A 14,984-nucleotide genomic window follows, 5' to 3' on the forward strand; every position below is an offset into this window, starting at 1 on the left:
GACAGAAGAACGGACAGGCACAATGGCTACCGAAATCCGCGTCCCCACTCTTGGCGAATCCGTCACCGAGGCGACCATCGGCAAATGGTTCAAGAAGGTGGGCGACGCGATCGCCACCGACGAGCCGCTGGTCGAGCTCGAAACCGACAAGGTCACGGTCGAAGTGCCGGCCGCGGCCGCAGGAACGCTCAGCGAGATAGCCGTCAAGGAAGGCGAGACGGTCGAAGTCGGTGCTTTGCTCGGCATGATTTCGGCGGGCAACGGGGCAAAGGCGGCAGCACCCGAAGCCGCGAAGCCGTCAACATCCGAAGCGAAGCAGGACGCGGTATCGCAGGCCTCGGCGCCGACCGCCGCAGCCACCGTCAAGCAAGCCGCGGCCGAGACCGCAAAGATCGCCGGCGATGCCGGGCCGATCGAGGCGCGCGCGATGCCGCCGGCGCCAGCGGCGGCGAAGCTGCTGGCCGAGAGCAATCTCGCGGTCGACCAGATCTCGGGTTCCGGCAAGCGCGGCCAGGTGCTCAAGGGCGACGTGCTCGACGCGATCGCCAGGGGCGCTCCGTCGCAGTCTTCCGAGACGCCGAAGGCCCCTGCACCGGTCGCCGCCCGTGCGCCGTCCTCGGCCGACGACGCGTCGCGTGAAGAGCGGGTGCGCATGACCAAGCTGCGGCAGACCATCGCCCGCCGCCTCAAGGAAGCGCAGTCGACCGCCGCCATGCTGACCACCTTCAACGAGGTGGACATGAGCGCGGTGATGGCGCTCAGGACCAAATACAAGGATGTGTTCGAGAAGAAGCACGGCGTGAAGCTGGGCTTCATGGGCTTCTTCACCAAGGCCGTCACCCATGCGCTGAAGGAAATCCCTTCCGTCAATGCCGAGATCGACGGCACCGACATCATCTTCAAGAATTACGCCCATATCGGCGTCGCAGTCGGCACCGAAAAAGGCCTCGTCGTGCCTGTCGTGCGCGATGCCGACCAGATGGGAATAGCCGAGATCGAGAAAGATATCGGCAGGCTGGGCATCGCCGCGCGTGATGGCAAGCTGTCGGTCGCCGACATGCAGGGCGGCACGTTTACGATTTCCAACGGCGGCGTTTACGGGTCGCTGATGTCGACGCCGATCCTCAACGCGCCGCAGTCGGGCATTCTGGGCATGCACAAGATCCAGGAGCGGCCGGTGGTGGTCGGCGGCCAGATCGTGATCCGGCCGATGATGTATCTGGCGCTCTCCTACGATCACCGCATCGTCGACGGCAAGGAAGCGGTGACCTTCCTGGTGCGGGTCAAGGAAAGCCTGGAGGATCCGGAACGGCTGGTGCTCGATCTCTAGGCCCGGTCGAGGTGAGCCGGAGAATGGATCTGCGCCACCGAATGAGTTCCTCTCGTTTGCACTCCGGAATGTTTTTCGCAGCTGTGCTCGCGGCCGGCATTGCGCAGGCGGGATCGGCAGCCTTTGCCGCATGCCCGCTCGAACTCGCCGTCTATGGCGATGCCGAAAGTGCGGCCGAGATCGATTTCAGGCCGACCGGGGGATCGGCTGTCGTCACCAACACCTTCAAGATGGTGCTCGATAACGATGTCGTTCTCGACGGGATCGTCATGTGGACGCAAGGCGTGGCGCGGCCGCATGGTTCGCTGATGTACAAATGCCCGACAGGCGACGTCACCGGCGACGAGCTCGCCGCCTGCACGCTGTGGGAGGGGGTCGTCTACAGTGCGGATGACAAGGGCAACATCGCTCTGTTGCCGGCCGAAGGGGTAGATGCTCCGAAGACCCTGATCTTTCCCGACCTCGGACCGTCGCTGCAGAGGTCGACCGCCTATGGCGCCAACGGGTTTTCAAAGGTGCCGTGGGATGTTTTTTCGTTGAAGGGCTGTCAGGAATGAGCGCGGCCAAAAAAGTGCTGCTGGTGACCGGCGGCGGCCGCGGCATCGGCGCTGCCACATCCAGGCTTGCCGTCACGGCTGGATATCGTGTTGCGATCAACTACGCATCGAATGAGGCTGCTGCCACGGCGCTTGTCGAGGCAATCGAACAGGCCGGCGGCGAAGCGCTGGCCATCAAGGGCGACGTTGGCAGCGAGGCCGATATCCAGGCGATGTTCGAGAGGATCGATCATGTCTTCGGGCCGCTCGATGCGCTCGTCAACAACGCTGGCGTCGTCGACCAGAGGGCGCGTGTCGACGAAATGAGCGGAGCACGGCTGGAGCGCATGATGCGCATCAACGTCATTGGCCCCATGCTCTGTGCCCGCGAAGCGGTGAAGCGCATGTCGACCAGCCATGGCGGCAACGGCGGCGCCATCGTCAATGTCTCCTCGATTGCAGCGAGAATTGGCGGGCCGGGCGAATATGTCGACTACGCTGCCTCGAAGGGCGCGATCGATTCTTTCACGATCGGCCTGGCGCGCGAGGTAGCCGGCGAAGGCATTCGCGTCAACGCGGTCAGTCCAGGGATTGTCGATACCGAAATTCATGCCTCCGGCGGACAGCCGGATCGCGTCGAGAGGATGCGTCACGGCGTGCCGATGCAAAGGCCGGGGACCACCGAAGAGGTCGCCGCGGCAATTCTCTGGCTCCTGTCGGACGGGGCGTCCTATACGACAGGCGCGAATTTGGAAGTGGGCGGCGGCCGCTAATCCCAGCCAAGGCTGAGTGCAGACCAGAAGGACAAATCATGGCTTATGACGTCGTTATCATCGGATCGGGACCAGGCGGCTATGTCTGCGCCATCAAGGCGGCGCAGCTCGGCCTGAAAACGGCGGTGGTCGAGAAGAACCCGACCTTCGGCGGCACCTGCCTCAATATCGGCTGCATCCCGTCCAAGGCGCTGCTGCATGCCTCCGAGATTTTTTCTGAGGCCGGCCACTCCTTTGATACACTCGGCGTCGAAATCAGCAAGCCGAAGCTCAATCTGGAAAAGATGATGGCGCACAAGGACGCGACAGTGGCGTCCAACGTCAACGGCGTCGCCTTCCTGTTCAAGAAGAACAAGATCGACAGCTTTCGCGGCACCGGCAAGGTCCTGTCCGCCGGAAAAGTGTCGGTGACCGGCGAGGACGGCAAGGTCGAGGAGATCGAGACCGGGAACATCGTCATCGCCACCGGCTCCGACGTCGCCGGCATTCCGGGGGTAAAGGTCGACATCGACGAGAAGGTAATCATGTCGTCGACCGGCGCGTTGTCGCTGGGCAAGGTGCCGGGCCACCTGGTGGTGGTCGGCGGCGGCGTCATCGGGCTGGAGCTCGGCTCGGTATGGGCGCGGCTCGGCGCCAAGGTGACCGTCGTTGAGTTCCTCGACACCATTCTCGGCGGCATGGACGGCGAGGTCGCCAAACAGTTCCAGCGCATGCTGTCCAAGCAAGGCATCGAATTCAGGCTCGGCGCCAAGGTGACCGGTGTCGCCAAGGCCACAAAGGGCGCCACCGTCACCTTCGAGCCGGTTAAGGGCGGCGCGGCCGAGACGATCGAGGCGGATGGGGTGCTGATCGCGACCGGACGCCGGGCTTATTCGGACAGTCTCGGGCTGAAGGATGCCGGGGTCGAGGTCGACGAGCGCGGCCGAGTCAAGACCGACGGCCATCTCACGACCAATGTCCCCGGCATCTACGCCATCGGCGACGTCATCGCCGGGCCGATGCTCGCCCACAAGGCCGAGGACGAGGGCGTGGCGGTGGCCGAGATCATTGCCGGCCAGGCCGGCCATGTGAATTACGGGGTGATCCCGAACGTCGTCTACACCAGTCCGGAAATCGCCTCGGTGGGCAAAACAGAGGAAGAGCTGAAGTCGGCCGGCATCGACTACAAGGCCGGCAAGTTTCCGTTCAGCGCCAATGGCCGGGCGCGCGCCATGCTGCATACCGACGGCTTCGTGAAGATCCTGGCGGACAAGCAGAGCGACCGCGTGCTCGGCGTCCACATCGTCGGCTTCGGCGCCGGCGAGATGATCCACGAGGCGGCGGTGCTGATGGAGTTCGGCGGCTCGTCGGAAGATCTTGCCCGCACCTGCCACGCCCATCCGACGATGTCGGAAGCGGTGAAGGAAGCGGCACTGGCGACCTTCTTTAAGCCGATCCACATGTAGGCCTTCCCAAGGAACTCCGGCAGCCATCTGACGGCTCAAACAAAAACGGCCCGCTTTTCAGCGGGCCGTTCGTATTTGAAGTCAGCAGCCGATCACTGCGGGGCTGGTGCGGGCGCCGGAGCAGGTGCTGGCTCTGCGGGTGCCGGAGCCGGAGCCGGAGCTGGTTCTGCTGGCGCCGGAGCGGGCGCTGGTTCTGCCGGCGCCGGGGCAGGTGCAGGCTCTGCAGGGGCCGGGGCAGGCGTCGGTTCAGCGGGCGCTGGCGCCGGGGCCGGCGTGGTTGCAGCTGGCGGTTCACCAGGCTCTGGCGCCTCACCGCTTGTTCCAAAAATATAATAAGCGACGATGGCCAGGATAACGACGACCAGGGCAATCAGCCAGCCGGTGCTGCCGCCACCCGACTTGGGAGGGGGGGTCGGAGTGGTGTACGGGTCGTTTGGATTCGCCATAAAAGTGTCCTCCGTGGATGAAAAGTATCAATCAACACACATCAACGCGCAATCGTTGAACAGGTTTCACGCTAGGAATCGAAAACGCCGAAAACAGGGCATTCTTCGCCGGGAATCGTTTGTCTGCAAGCACTTTACTCGCAAAACTCACCGTGATCGAGCCAAATCAGACCTTTCGACCGTCCTGTACTGAGACAAACCTCCGGCGACTCGGGCAAAGCGTCGCCCCGAATCACGCCTTGCCGGGTCTGCAACTCGACCGTGCAACTCAGTCGACGGCAGTGACGGTGTAGCCGGCCTTGCGGAAATCCTCGACCAGGCCCTCCGCGCCGGGGAGGTGCAGGGCGCCGACCGCCATGAACACGTTGCCCTTGGCGAGGATCGGCCTGGCATGGTCGATCATCACCTTGTTGCGGCTGGTGATCATGATTTCCTCGAAGGCGGCATAGCTTGCTGAATCGGCTTGGTCGCCGGGAAGGACGGCACGAAACAGCGGCCAGAGCATGCCGGTGTCGCCGCGCTGGTAAAGCACGATCATGGTTTCATTGACGTCGTTCACCCTGTCGCCGAGCTTCAGGGTGTCGACGAGGCCCTTCATGTGAAACGCAAGCGGCAGCGAGGCCATGGCGCGAAGCTGGTCGGCGACGGTCTCCAACCCATCGACCGCCTTGCCTGAGGCTTTGGCGTCCTCTGCAAGCTTGATGTCGAGCACCGGCGTGCCGCCGGCCTGGCGGGCCAGTTCACAGGCCGGGAGCGCGACCATGGTCGACAGCATCCACGGCTTCATCTTGGCAACGCTCGCCGGTGGAATGCCGCGCGCGTCGAGCGCCTTGTTCACCGCCGCCGCATCGTCCGGCGACAGCAGCGAGGACAGCGTGGTGCTGTCGGTGAACATCATTAGCTCCGGCTCTTTCAGGAACGCCGCCATCATCTTCTGCTTGTCGAGCACCTCCGTGGTCTCGATGACGACAGTGTCGGCGGCGTCAAAGGCCTTTTGCGCGGCGGGCGGCAGCGCGGTCACGCGCGGGTCGGTCATGTGCATGGTGCCGAACAGGAAGGACGGTCTTTCGCCCGCCTTTTCCAGTTTCCACAACAGGCCCTTACCGTTCGGTGTCGCGGCCGCTTCCGTCTCGATCTTGCGGTAGGCGGCCGGGTCGTCCTTCTGCAAGGCCGACAGCATGTCGGCGCCGGCGCAGACCTGGGTTTCAGCCCCTGGGGTTTCAGCGCGCGCCCTGCCGGCGGCGAGCAGCGCGATGACGAGGAAAGAGAGGAAAAACAGGACGTTCAGCGCGACGAGCAGCTTCAGCGAAGCAAAAGCAGTGCGGTCGGCGATAGCAATGACGCGTTTCATGGCTCGCTTTTAGAGACAAAGAACGGCGAAACGGTTAACCGGCGCGGCAAAATTGTCTCGGACATCGATCCACGGCGCATACCCCGGCTGCAACTTGCGAAATCATGCGTCGGCTACGCCCGCGGGTGGGCCGCTTCATAGATTTCGAGCAGCCTCGCGGTGTCGACGCCGGTATAGATCTGCGTCGTCGACAGGCTGGCGTGGCCCAAAAGTTCCTGGATGGTGCGCAGGTCGCCGCCGCGCCCAAGCAGATGTGTGGCGAAGGAATGGCGCAACGCATGCGGCGTGGCGGTGTCCGGCAGATTGAGCGCCGAGCGCAGCTTGGCCATGTCGCGCTGGACGATGGCCGGGTTGAGCGGGCCGCCGCGGGCGCCGCGAAACAGCAGACCCTTCGGATCGAGATGATAGGGGCAGAGCCGGCGGTATTGGGCGATCGCCCGCAGCGCGATCGGCAGCACCGGCACCAGCCGCGTCTTGCCGCCCTTGCCGGTGACGCGCAGCACCGTTTCATCAGGCGACGACAGATCGCCGCCGGACAGGCCGAGCGCCTCTGAAATGCGCAGGCCCGAGCCGTAGAGCAGCGTCAGCACGGCGGCGTTGCGGGCGGCGATCCACGGTTGCTCCGCCAGCTGGCCTTCCACCGAAACGACGTGTTTCGCATCGCTTGCCGTCAGCGGCTTGGGCAGCGACTTCGGCTGCCGCGGCGCGCGCAGTGCCGCAGCACCCGCCGCATTGACGAGGCCGCGCCGCTCCAGAAAGCGCAGCAGCGAGCGGATGCCGGCGAGCCCCCGCCCGAGCGTGCGGGCGCCGGCGCCTCCGGCACGGCGGGCAGCCAGAAAGCCGCGCAGATCGGCCGGGCGCAGATCGGCTATATCCGAAATGCCGGGCGAGCCGCCGCAATGGCCGGTCAGGAAGTGCAGGAACTGGCGCGTGTCGCGCTCATAGGCTTCCACGGTTTCCGGGGACAGCCGGCGCTCGCGCGCCAGCATCTTGAGCCAGCTTTCGCGGGCCGCCTGAAGATCTGGCTTGGCCGGTATGAGGAATTCCTGCATTGCGCTCTTCCGATATGCCGCTCTTCCATTTCCGGGCGATCTTCCGGCAGCCGGGTTAGGAAGCGGTGAAGAGCCGCGTCATTGAAATGACAAGAGCGTGGAGCTAGAGCAAGGCAAAGGATTTTTCCACCGATGACCAAACCGCAAAACCCTGTCCAGATGGCCGTGATCGGCGCCGCCCATGGCATCAAGGGCGAATTGCGCGTGAAAACCTTCACCGGCGATCCGCTGGCGCTGGCCGACTACGGGCCGCTCTATGCCAGGGACGGCCGCGCCTTCCAGATCGTCGACATCAGGCCGGCCAATAACGTCGTGGTGGTGCGCTTCAAAGGTATCAGCGACCGAAACGCTGCCGAGGCGCTCGCCGGCACGGAATTGTTCGTCGACCGCTCGATGCTGCCGGACGACGGCGAAGAGGACGAGTTCTATCATGCCGATCTCGTCGGTTTAACGGTCCGCGACGATACCGGTGCCGACATCGGCAAGGTCGTCGCCGTGCATAATTTCGGCGGCGGCGATATTCTCGACGTGATATTGGCGGGGCGCAAAGGCGTGCTGATCCCGTTCACGCAGGCTGCCGTTCCTGACGTGTCGATCAAGGACGGTTTCGTCCGCATCGATCCGGCGGCGGCGGGCTTGATCGATGACGAAGACAGCGATGCTCCTGGCAGCGATGGTTTCGACCCGAAGGGCAGGCCGCGCGGGCCGAAGGACGCCGGGGGCAACCGGTGAGTTTTTCCGCCTCGGTGCTGACGCTCTATCCCGAGATGTTTCCCGGTGCACTCGGCGTGTCGCTGGCCGGCCGGGCGCTGGAGGCCGGCACATGGTCGCTGGAAGCAATCCAGATCCGCGATTTCGCCACCGATCGCCATCGCACCGTCGACGACACGCCGGCCGGCGGCGGCGCCGGCATGGTGATGCGCGCCGACGTTCTGGCCGAGGCGATCGACCATAGCTCGCCACCGGGCGATCCACGGCCACGGCTGCTGATGAGCCCGCGTGGAAAACCGCTGACGCAGGTGCGTGTGCGCGAACTGGCCGCGGGGCCGGGCGCGGTGATCGTCTGCGGACGCTTCGAAGGCGTCGACCAGCGGGTGATTGATGCGCGGGGGCTGGAGGAGGTCTCGGTCGGCGACTTCATCCTCTCCGGCGGCGAGCCGGCAGCGCTGGTGCTGCTCGACGCCGTGGTGCGGCTGTTGCCCGGCGTGATGGGCAATACGGTGTCGGGCGATGAAGAGAGCTTTGAAAACGGCCTGCTCGAACATCCGCACTACACGCGTCCGCAGGAATTCGAGGGCCGGCAAATCCCCGAGGTTCTCACCTCGGGCAATCATCAGAAGATCGCCGCGTGGCGACGCGCCGAATCGGAAAGATTGACGAAAGAGCGGCGGCCGGACCTGTTGGCCGCTCAGCCCTTGGTGAAGTAATAGAAGGCAAGAAACACGCCGACCCCGACGACGAAGCCACGCACGGCAATTTGCGGCACGCGCTTGGCGATCCAGACGCCGGCATAGCCGCCCAGCGCGCCGCCCGGTATCATGACGATCGCCTGCCGCCAGGCGATGATGTCGCCGGAGACGAAGACCAGGATGGCTACTGCCGCGATGACCACGGCCAGCAGGTTCTTCAGCGCGTTGAGGCGGTGATAGTCGCCGGCCTGGGTGAGGCCGAGCGTCGCCAGCATCATGACGCCCATGCCGGCGCCGAAGAAGCCGCCATAGACGGCGGTGGCGAACTGCGCCAGGGAACCGACCAGCGAACCCATCGCGACCTGACGGCCCGGCTTGGGCGCCGGCTTCAGCCACGGCCCGGCGGCGAACAGCGCGGTTGCCGCGAGCAGCAGCCAGGGCACCAGGACGCGGAACGACGGATTGTCGAGCGCCAGAAGGATGAGCGCACCGGCCAGCGCGCCAAAAACCGAGATAAGGCCGAGCAGCAACGCGGTGCGCCAGAAATGCTTGATGTCGGACCAGTAGGCGAGCGTCGAGGTGATGTAGCCGGGAAATTGCGTCAGCGACGAGGTGGCGTTGGCGACGATCGGCGGCAAGCCGACCAGCGACATGGCGCCGAAGGTTATGAATGTCCCGCCGCCGGCTATGGCGTTGACGGCACCCGACAGAAAGCCCGCGAAAAAGAGCAGGGCCGCATCGAGAACTGGCATGGAGGGTGTTGCCGCCGGAGGAAAGTCACGTTCTGCCCGACTTAAAAAGCTTGGGCCTTCAACGCAACCCCTGTGCCGGAAGATTGCGACGTTGACCAACGACCAAAAAAGAACGCGGCAAAGGCGTGACAAAGCGTCGAAATAGCTGTATGTGCGCGCCGAACCGGGAGAAAATCTGCCGGACCCGTCAACAATGACGGTGTAGTCGCCCCTGCCCGATGTTCTCGAACCCAGATGTTCTCGAACAAAGGGCATAGCCGAGCGGTCAATGGAACTGCAAGGCGAGTGTCGGACGCTCTGACTGTCGGAAGAACAAGAAGTGGATTTGTAGAGATGGATATCCTCCGTCAGCTCGAGGCCGAACAGGCCGCCAAGATCGAAGCCAAGCGCAAGCTTCCCGAATTCCAGCCCGGCGACACCGTACGCGTCCAGGTCCGCGTGACCGAAGGCACCCGCACCCGCGTCCAGGCCTATGAGGGCGTCGTCATCGCCCGCGCCGGCGCCGGTTTCCAGGAGAATTTCACCGTTCGCAAGATTTCCTACGGCGAAGGCGTGGAGCGCGTGTTCCCGGTCTTTTCGCCGATGGTCGAGGGCGTCGAGATCGTGCGCCGCGGCAAGGTGCGCCGCGCCAAGCTCTATTACCTGCGCGATCGTCGCGGCAAGTCGGCCCGCATTTCGGAAAACACCGGCGTGCGCGCCCGCAAGCTGAACGATGAGGAGCGCGATGCGCTGAACGCCGAGAAGGCCCGCATCGAGGCCGAGAAGGTGGCCGCCGCCCAGGCGCTGGCCGCCGAGAAGGCCGCGCAGGAAGCCGCCGAGAAGAAGGCCGCCGACGAGGCCGCCAAGGCCGAGGAAGCCGCTGCCGCCGAATAAGGCGAATTCAAAAACCATGTTTCGGAAAGGCGGCTTCGGCCGCCTTTTTTGCCTCGCGGAATGGGTTTCGATTTTGCCGGGCCGCCGGTGCGCAATCGAAACGGATCGTTCCGTAATGCCGTGAAAGCATGGAATCCATTTTCGCGCGAAGCCGCATCAAGCCGGCTTGCAAGGCGCCTGCGGAAAGCTAAAGTCGGCGCCGGATTTCCTGCAAGCCTCGACCATGTCGAGGCCGTTCAAATGCTCGGGGTGTACCATGATCAAATCGAAACTGCTGTTGGCCGGCCTGTTGGCTCTGGTACTTGCGCCCGTCGCCGCCCTGGCGCAGGCGCTGCCCGATCTCGGCGGCAAGAAGGTGGTGGTGGTGACGGAAAACGCCTATCCGCCGCTGCAGTTCATCGACGCCAAAACCGGCAAGCAGATCGGCTGGGAATATGACGCGATGAACGAGATCGCCAAGCGGCTGAATTTCCAGGTCGAGTACCAGAACACCTCCTGGGACGCGATGATCCAGGCGGTTTCCGACAATCAGTACAACATCGGCATGACCGGCATCACCATCAAGGACGATCGCAAGCAGAAGGTGGATTTCTCCGACCCCTATATGCGCTCGGAACAGTTCATGCTGGTGCGCGGCGACGAGAAGCGCTTCACCGACGCCAAGACGCTCGGCGCTTTCAAGGACGGGTTGATCGGTGCGCAAGCCGGCACCACGCCGTTCTACACCGCTGTCTACAGCGTCCTCGACGGCAATGAGCAGAACCCGCGCATAAAACTTTTCGAGACATTCGGCGCCACGGTGCAGGCGCTGAAGACCGGCGACGTCGATGTCGTGCTGACCGACGGCACTGCCGGCAAGGGCTATGTCGAGGCGTCCAATGGCGGGCTGAAGCTGATCGGCGGACCACTCGGCACCGAGGATTTCGGCTTTATTTTTCCGAAAGGCTCGGATCTGGTGAAACCGGTCAACGCAGCCATCGCCGCGCTGAAGGCCGACGGCACACTCGACGCGCTCAACAAGAAATGGTTCCTTGATTACAAGATGGGGCAGTGATTTCCTTTGTGGCGCGCTTTTCATGACAATTGCGCGCCGGAACTCGCGCTGACTCTGCGCTCGAACACCCCCCTCTGTCCTGCCGGACATCTCCCCCTCAAGGGGGGAGATTTGCTGTACCCTCCGCTTTCGCCAATCTTCAACGTTAGAGAAAAAGCGCGGCCAGCGAAGCTGCCGATCTCCCCCCTTGAGGGGGAGATGGCCGGCAGGCCAGAGGGGGGTGGCCTGGCGCGACATTGGTTCGTCGGCGCGCCCTGATGGCAACGCCCGCATCTTCAACCGCCAAGTCCGACTTCCCCTGGTGGCTCGCCGTGGCCGCGGCGCTCGCCCTGGCAGCGGCTATCTTCATCGCCGCAAGCGACCTCTATGCCCAGGTTTTCGCAACCGTTGCCAAGGGCATCGGCATCACCGTGTTCGTCACAATGGTCGCCTTCGCGCTGGCCTCGGCGATCGGGCTCGGCATTGCGCTGATGGGCCTGTCGGGGTCGCGCCGGCTGCGCCAGATCGCTCGCTTCTATGTCGAGATCATTCGCGGCGTGCCAATGCTGGTGCTGTTGTTCTGGATCGCCTTCGCCGGCGCGCCGGCCTTCGTCGCGGGATGGAACGCGCTGACGGCGCCGCTGCAAAGCGCCGGCCTGTTCGGCGAGCTAATGATACGCGACGTATCGTTGCTATGGCGCGCCATCATGGCGCTGACCATCGGCTATTCGGCCTTCATCTCGGAGGTCTTCCGCGCCGGCATCGAGGCGGTCGAGAAGGGCCAGATCGAGGCCGCGAAGGCGCTGGGGTTGACGCGCACCCAGCGTTTTCGGCTGATCGTCTTTCCGCAGGCGATCCGCACCATCCTGCCGCCGCTCGGCAATGATTTCGTCGCCATGGTCAAGGATTCCTCGCTGGTCTCGGTGCTCGGCGTCGCCGACATCACCCAGATGGGCAAGATCTATGCAGCCGGCTCGTTCCGCTTCTTCGAGACCTATTCGATCGTCGCCTATATCTATCTCATCCTGACGGTCGGCCTGTCGCTGGCCTTGCGGGCGCTGGAGAAGCGGCTGCGCCGCCAGCATGAGCAATAACCGGCAGGCGAAGGCGGCGCTACGATTGCGGCCAATACGTTTTGGAGGGTCAGTTCCATGAACATCGACAAAGCCAATGCGGCGCTGGATGCGGTCTATACGGCCGACACGCCGGAAGCGCTTGCCAAGGCCTACGCCGCCTGGGCTGCGACCTATGACAGCGAAACCGCCGCGCTCGGCTACCTCCTGCCGTTCCTGATCGCCGCCTGGGTGGCGCGCCATGTGCCGTCAGGCGAAGGGCCGCTGCTCGACGCCGGCTGCGGCACCGGCCTGTCGGGACCGTCGCTCAAGGCGCTGGGCTATGAGGACATCGCCGGGCTCGACCTGTCGGCTGAAATGCTGAAAATCGCCGGCAGCCGGCAGGCTTACAGCGAGCTGAAACAGGCGATGCTCGGCGATCCGCTGCCCTGGCCGGACGGGCATTTCCGCGCCTTCTTCTCGACCGGCGTGTTCACCATCAGCCATGCACCGCCCTCCGGCCTGCATGAACTGGTGCGCATCACCAGGAAGGGCGGCCACGCCATCTTCACCGTTCGCGACCAGGTTTTTGCGAGCGGCGGGTTTCAGGCGACGTTCGACGAACTGGAGCAGGCGAAAAAGTGGCGGCCGGTCGAAGAAAGCCCGTGGTTTCGCTGCTATGCGATCGCCGAACCTGAGGCGCTGGTGAAGACATTTGTGTTCGAGGTGGTTTGAAGCGCCTTCTTCCTTCTCCTACAACAAGGGGAGAAGGCAGAGCCGCGCCAGGCAGCCGCAATTGCCGAAAAGTCAAAACATTGATATGAGCCACGCCATGGAACAGCTTTTTGGCGACCCGGCTTACAAGGGGTTCGTGCTGCAGGACAGAAAACGCCTGCCGTCGCGTTTCTCGGCGCGCGTTTCCGGCGCTCTGACCAGCCGACTTCGCTAGGCCGTGTTCGCCGGCTAGCCGGCGCCAGTCACTTCCCATTTTCATATCGACGGATTTACGCACATGAGCGCACCGCGCACCCTCTACGACAAGATATTCGACGACCATGTCGTCGACCGCCAGGACGACGGCACCTGCCTGCTCTATATCGACCGTCACCTCGTCCATGAAGTGACCAGCCCGCAAGCTTTCGAAGGCCTGCGCATGACCGGCAGAAAGGTCCGCCATCCGGAAAAGACGCTGGCTGTGGTCGATCACAATGTGTCCACCTCGCCCGAGCGCAAGTTCGGCATCAAGAACGAGGAAAGCCGCATCCAGGTCGAGGCGCTGGCCAGGAACGCCAAGGACTTTGGCGTCGAATACTATTCCGAGAAGGATATCCGCCAGGGCATCGTCCACATCATCGGTCCGGAGCAGGGTTTTACGCTGCCTGGCATGACCATCGTCTGCGGCGACAGCCACACCTCGACGCATGGTGCTTTCGGCGCATTGGCGCACGGCATAGGCACGTCGGAAGTCGAGCATGTGCTGGCCACGCAGACACTGATCCAGCGCAAGGCCAGGAACATGCTGGTGCGCGTCGACGGCGTGCTGCCGGAAGGCGTCACCGCCAAGGACATAATTTTGGCGATCATCGGCGAGATCGGCACTGCCGGCGGCACCGGCTACGTCATCGAATATGCCGGCGAAGCGATCCGCGCGCTGTCCATGGAAGGCCGCATGACCATCTGCAACATGTCGATCGAGGGCGGTGCCCGGGCCGGCCTGATCGCGCCTGACGAGACAACCTTCACCTATGTCAAGGACAAGCCGCGCGCGCCGAAGGGCGAGGCATGGGACGCCGCGCTCGCCTACTGGAAGACGCTGCAGTCCGACGAGGGCGCGCATTTCGACAAGGTGGTCGTGCTCGACGCGGCGAAACTGCCGCCGATCGTCTCCTGGGGCTCCTCGCCCGAGGACGTCGTCTCGGTCCAGGGCATCGTGCCGAACCCAGACGATATCACCGATGAGAACAAGCGTACGTCCAAGCAGCGCGCGCTCGACTATATGGGCCTGACCCCAGGCACCAAGATCACCGATATCGCGCTCGACCGCGTCTTCATCGGCTCCTGCACCAACGGCCGCATCGAGGATCTCCGCGCTGTCGCCAAAGTGGTCGAGGGCAAGAAAGTCAGCCCTCACGTCGATGCGATGATCGTGCCGGGCTCCGGTCTGGTCAAGGAGCAGGCGGAGGCCGAAGGTCTCGACAAGATCTTTGTCGCCGCTGGCTTCGACTGGCGCGAGCCGGGCTGCTCGATGTGCCTTGCCATGAACGACGATCGGCTGAAGCCGCATGAGCGCTGCGCCTCGACCTCGAACCGCAATTTCGAGGGCCGCCAGGGTTTTAAGGGCCGCACCCATCTGGTGTCGCCGGCGATGGCGGCGGCGGCGGCGATCGCCGGCCATTTCGTCGACATCCGCGAGTGGAAATAACCCGCTGACGAGTTGCCAGAACCCGAACCGCGATGCGGTTCGGGTTCTCTTCACGCCGGGCGCCTGACGAATTCGTGGAATTGCTCACGGCGGCCGGGTTCATCCTTTGCCACCACGAGCGCCAGCTGCCGTTCGTCGAACAGCTTGAACCATTCGTCCCATTCGACCAGTTCGTAGCCGCCGGCGTTGGCCGGGCGTTCGGCCTGGTCCTGGTCCTGATAGGCATGCTGGCCGAAAACCAGCCTCAGCATGGCTTGCGTGCCTGTTTCGGGCGATACATCGACGATTGCCGGAAATCCGGCACGTGACGCGGCCCAAGAGCGAATTGCCTCGTGGTCGGTCAGCATGATCGTATCGGCCATGAAAGCGTCTCCATCGATTGCTGCTGGAAAACGCCGGTCGCGGTTTCAAGTTCCGTGCAGCGGCTTCATGGCAGCCATATTCGACTTTGCTTAACCGCTTGTTGGGGCTTGCGCCCTAAGGTCTCTCTCACGGAAGCGTGGGGGTTCA

15 protein-coding genes are annotated in these 14,984 nt (G+C 63.8%); 11 read left to right on the forward strand and 4 right to left on the reverse strand.

Annotated elements, in window-relative coordinates:
- Nucleotides 1-22 precede the first annotated feature (22 nt).
- From odhB to lpdA, 4 genes are all read left to right on the forward strand, one after another.
- A complete protein-coding gene (gene odhB, locus AC0L28_RS05160) occupies nt 23-1,330 on the forward strand; it encodes a 2-oxoglutarate dehydrogenase complex dihydrolipoyllysine-residue succinyltransferase (RefSeq protein ID WP_128175386.1) in 1,308 nt (435 codons plus the stop codon).
- 68 nt (nt 1,331-1,398) lie between these two features.
- Nucleotides 1,399-1,887: a hypothetical protein gene (locus AC0L28_RS05165; protein WP_287067342.1), complete on the forward strand. Its 489-nt coding sequence runs from the start codon at nt 1,399-1,401 to the stop codon at nt 1,885-1,887.
- Nucleotides 1,884-2,639, forward strand: a complete 756-nt coding sequence (locus AC0L28_RS05170) for an SDR family oxidoreductase (protein ID WP_128175389.1) — start codon at nt 1,884-1,886, stop codon at nt 2,637-2,639. The genes AC0L28_RS05165 and AC0L28_RS05170 overlap by 4 nt, the downstream gene beginning before the upstream one ends.
- A gap of 38 nt (nt 2,640-2,677) precedes the next feature.
- Nucleotides 2,678-4,084 (forward strand): dihydrolipoyl dehydrogenase, encoded by a 1,407-nt coding sequence (lpdA, locus tag AC0L28_RS05175; RefSeq protein WP_128175390.1) that lies wholly within the window; start codon nt 2,678-2,680, stop codon nt 4,082-4,084.
- A gap of 714 nt (nt 4,085-4,798) precedes the next feature.
- Here lpdA and AC0L28_RS05180 read toward each other — a convergent pair.
- Nucleotides 4,799-5,881, reverse strand: a complete 1,083-nt coding sequence (locus AC0L28_RS05180; protein ID WP_128175391.1) for a TraB/GumN family protein — start codon at nt 5,879-5,881, stop codon at nt 4,799-4,801.
- 113 nt (nt 5,882-5,994) lie between these two features.
- Nucleotides 5,995-6,933, reverse strand: a complete 939-nt coding sequence (locus AC0L28_RS05185) for a tyrosine recombinase XerC (protein ID WP_128187221.1) — start codon at nt 6,931-6,933, stop codon at nt 5,995-5,997.
- A gap of 132 nt (nt 6,934-7,065) precedes the next feature.
- Between AC0L28_RS05185 and rimM the strand changes: the two genes are divergently transcribed.
- Together rimM and trmD are read left to right on the forward strand one after the other, a co-directional pair.
- A complete protein-coding gene (gene rimM, locus AC0L28_RS05190; RefSeq protein WP_287067340.1) occupies nt 7,066-7,665 on the forward strand; it encodes a ribosome maturation factor RimM in 600 nt (199 codons plus the stop codon).
- Nucleotides 7,662-8,360 (forward strand): tRNA (guanosine(37)-N1)-methyltransferase TrmD, encoded by a 699-nt coding sequence (trmD, locus tag AC0L28_RS05195; protein WP_287343407.1) that lies wholly within the window; start codon nt 7,662-7,664, stop codon nt 8,358-8,360. The genes rimM and trmD overlap by 4 nt, the downstream gene beginning before the upstream one ends.
- Here trmD and AC0L28_RS05200 read toward each other — a convergent pair.
- A complete protein-coding gene (locus AC0L28_RS05200) occupies nt 8,342-9,094 on the reverse strand; it encodes a sulfite exporter TauE/SafE family protein (protein WP_473476016.1) in 753 nt (250 codons plus the stop codon). The genes trmD and AC0L28_RS05200 overlap by 19 nt on opposite strands.
- A gap of 333 nt (nt 9,095-9,427) precedes the next feature.
- On the opposite strand from AC0L28_RS05200, the gene rplS reads away from it, so the two are divergent.
- From rplS to leuC, 5 genes are all read left to right on the forward strand, one after another.
- A complete protein-coding gene (rplS, locus tag AC0L28_RS05205; RefSeq protein WP_023800592.1) occupies nt 9,428-9,967 on the forward strand; it encodes a 50S ribosomal protein L19 in 540 nt (179 codons plus the stop codon).
- A 256-nt stretch (nt 9,968-10,223) separates the two neighbouring features.
- Nucleotides 10,224-11,021 carry a transporter substrate-binding domain-containing protein gene (locus AC0L28_RS05210; RefSeq protein WP_023800590.1) on the forward strand — a complete coding sequence of 266 codons (798 nt, stop codon included), beginning with the start codon at nt 10,224-10,226 and terminating at the stop codon, nt 11,019-11,021.
- A gap of 257 nt (nt 11,022-11,278) precedes the next feature.
- Nucleotides 11,279-12,094, forward strand: coding sequence for an amino acid ABC transporter permease (locus AC0L28_RS05215; RefSeq protein WP_128170448.1), 816 nt, complete (start codon nt 11,279-11,281; stop codon nt 12,092-12,094).
- 57 nt (nt 12,095-12,151) lie between these two features.
- Nucleotides 12,152-12,787: a class I SAM-dependent DNA methyltransferase gene (locus tag AC0L28_RS05220; RefSeq protein WP_128170447.1), complete on the forward strand. Its 636-nt coding sequence runs from the start codon at nt 12,152-12,154 to the stop codon at nt 12,785-12,787.
- Between the two features lie 277 nt (nt 12,788-13,064).
- Entirely contained in the window at nt 13,065-14,474 is a 1,410-nt protein-coding gene (gene leuC, locus AC0L28_RS05225) for a 3-isopropylmalate dehydratase large subunit (protein WP_128170446.1), read from the forward strand.
- Nucleotides 14,475-14,524: 50 nt separating this feature from the next.
- Here the strand turns inward: leuC and AC0L28_RS05230 are convergent, their stop codons facing one another.
- The gene (locus tag AC0L28_RS05230; RefSeq protein ID WP_023800585.1) at nt 14,525-14,836 is read right to left on the reverse strand and encodes a hypothetical protein; all 312 of its coding nucleotides are present in this window, start codon (nt 14,834-14,836) and stop codon (nt 14,525-14,527) included.
- Nucleotides 14,837-14,984: the final 148 nt, after the last annotated feature.

This window comes from Mesorhizobium sp. WSM4847 (assembly GCF_055811335.1).

Excerpts from the sequence above, each read along its gene's own strand:
- rimM (WP_287067340.1), top strand. The coding sequence starts at position 7,066 with ATGACCAAACCGCAAAACCCTGTCCAGATGGCCGTGATCGGCGCCGCC.
- rplS (WP_023800592.1), top strand. The coding sequence starts at position 9,428 with ATGGATATCCTCCGTCAGCTCGAGGCCGAACAGGCCGCCAAGATCGAA.
- AC0L28_RS05180 (WP_128175391.1), bottom strand. The coding sequence starts at position 5,881 with ATGAAACGCGTCATTGCTATCGCCGACCGCACTGCTTTTGCTTCGCTG.
- AC0L28_RS05220 (WP_128170447.1), top strand. The coding sequence starts at position 12,152 with ATGAACATCGACAAAGCCAATGCGGCGCTGGATGCGGTCTATACGGCC.
- leuC (WP_128170446.1), top strand. The coding sequence starts at position 13,065 with ATGAGCGCACCGCGCACCCTCTACGACAAGATATTCGACGACCATGTC.
- AC0L28_RS05200 (WP_473476016.1), bottom strand. The coding sequence starts at position 9,094 with ATGCCAGTTCTCGATGCGGCCCTGCTCTTTTTCGCGGGCTTTCTGTCG.
- AC0L28_RS05215 (WP_128170448.1), top strand. The coding sequence starts at position 11,279 with ATGGCAACGCCCGCATCTTCAACCGCCAAGTCCGACTTCCCCTGGTGG.
- AC0L28_RS05185 (WP_128187221.1), bottom strand. The coding sequence starts at position 6,933 with ATGCAGGAATTCCTCATACCGGCCAAGCCAGATCTTCAGGCGGCCCGC.
- AC0L28_RS05210 (WP_023800590.1), top strand. The coding sequence starts at position 10,224 with ATGATCAAATCGAAACTGCTGTTGGCCGGCCTGTTGGCTCTGGTACTT.
- odhB (WP_128175386.1), top strand. The coding sequence starts at position 23 with ATGGCTACCGAAATCCGCGTCCCCACTCTTGGCGAATCCGTCACCGAG.
- AC0L28_RS05230 (WP_023800585.1), bottom strand. The coding sequence starts at position 14,836 with ATGGCCGATACGATCATGCTGACCGACCACGAGGCAATTCGCTCTTGG.
- AC0L28_RS05170 (WP_128175389.1), top strand. The coding sequence starts at position 1,884 with ATGAGCGCGGCCAAAAAAGTGCTGCTGGTGACCGGCGGCGGCCGCGGC.
- AC0L28_RS05165 (WP_287067342.1), top strand. The coding sequence starts at position 1,399 with ATGTTTTTCGCAGCTGTGCTCGCGGCCGGCATTGCGCAGGCGGGATCG.
- lpdA (WP_128175390.1), top strand. The coding sequence starts at position 2,678 with ATGGCTTATGACGTCGTTATCATCGGATCGGGACCAGGCGGCTATGTC.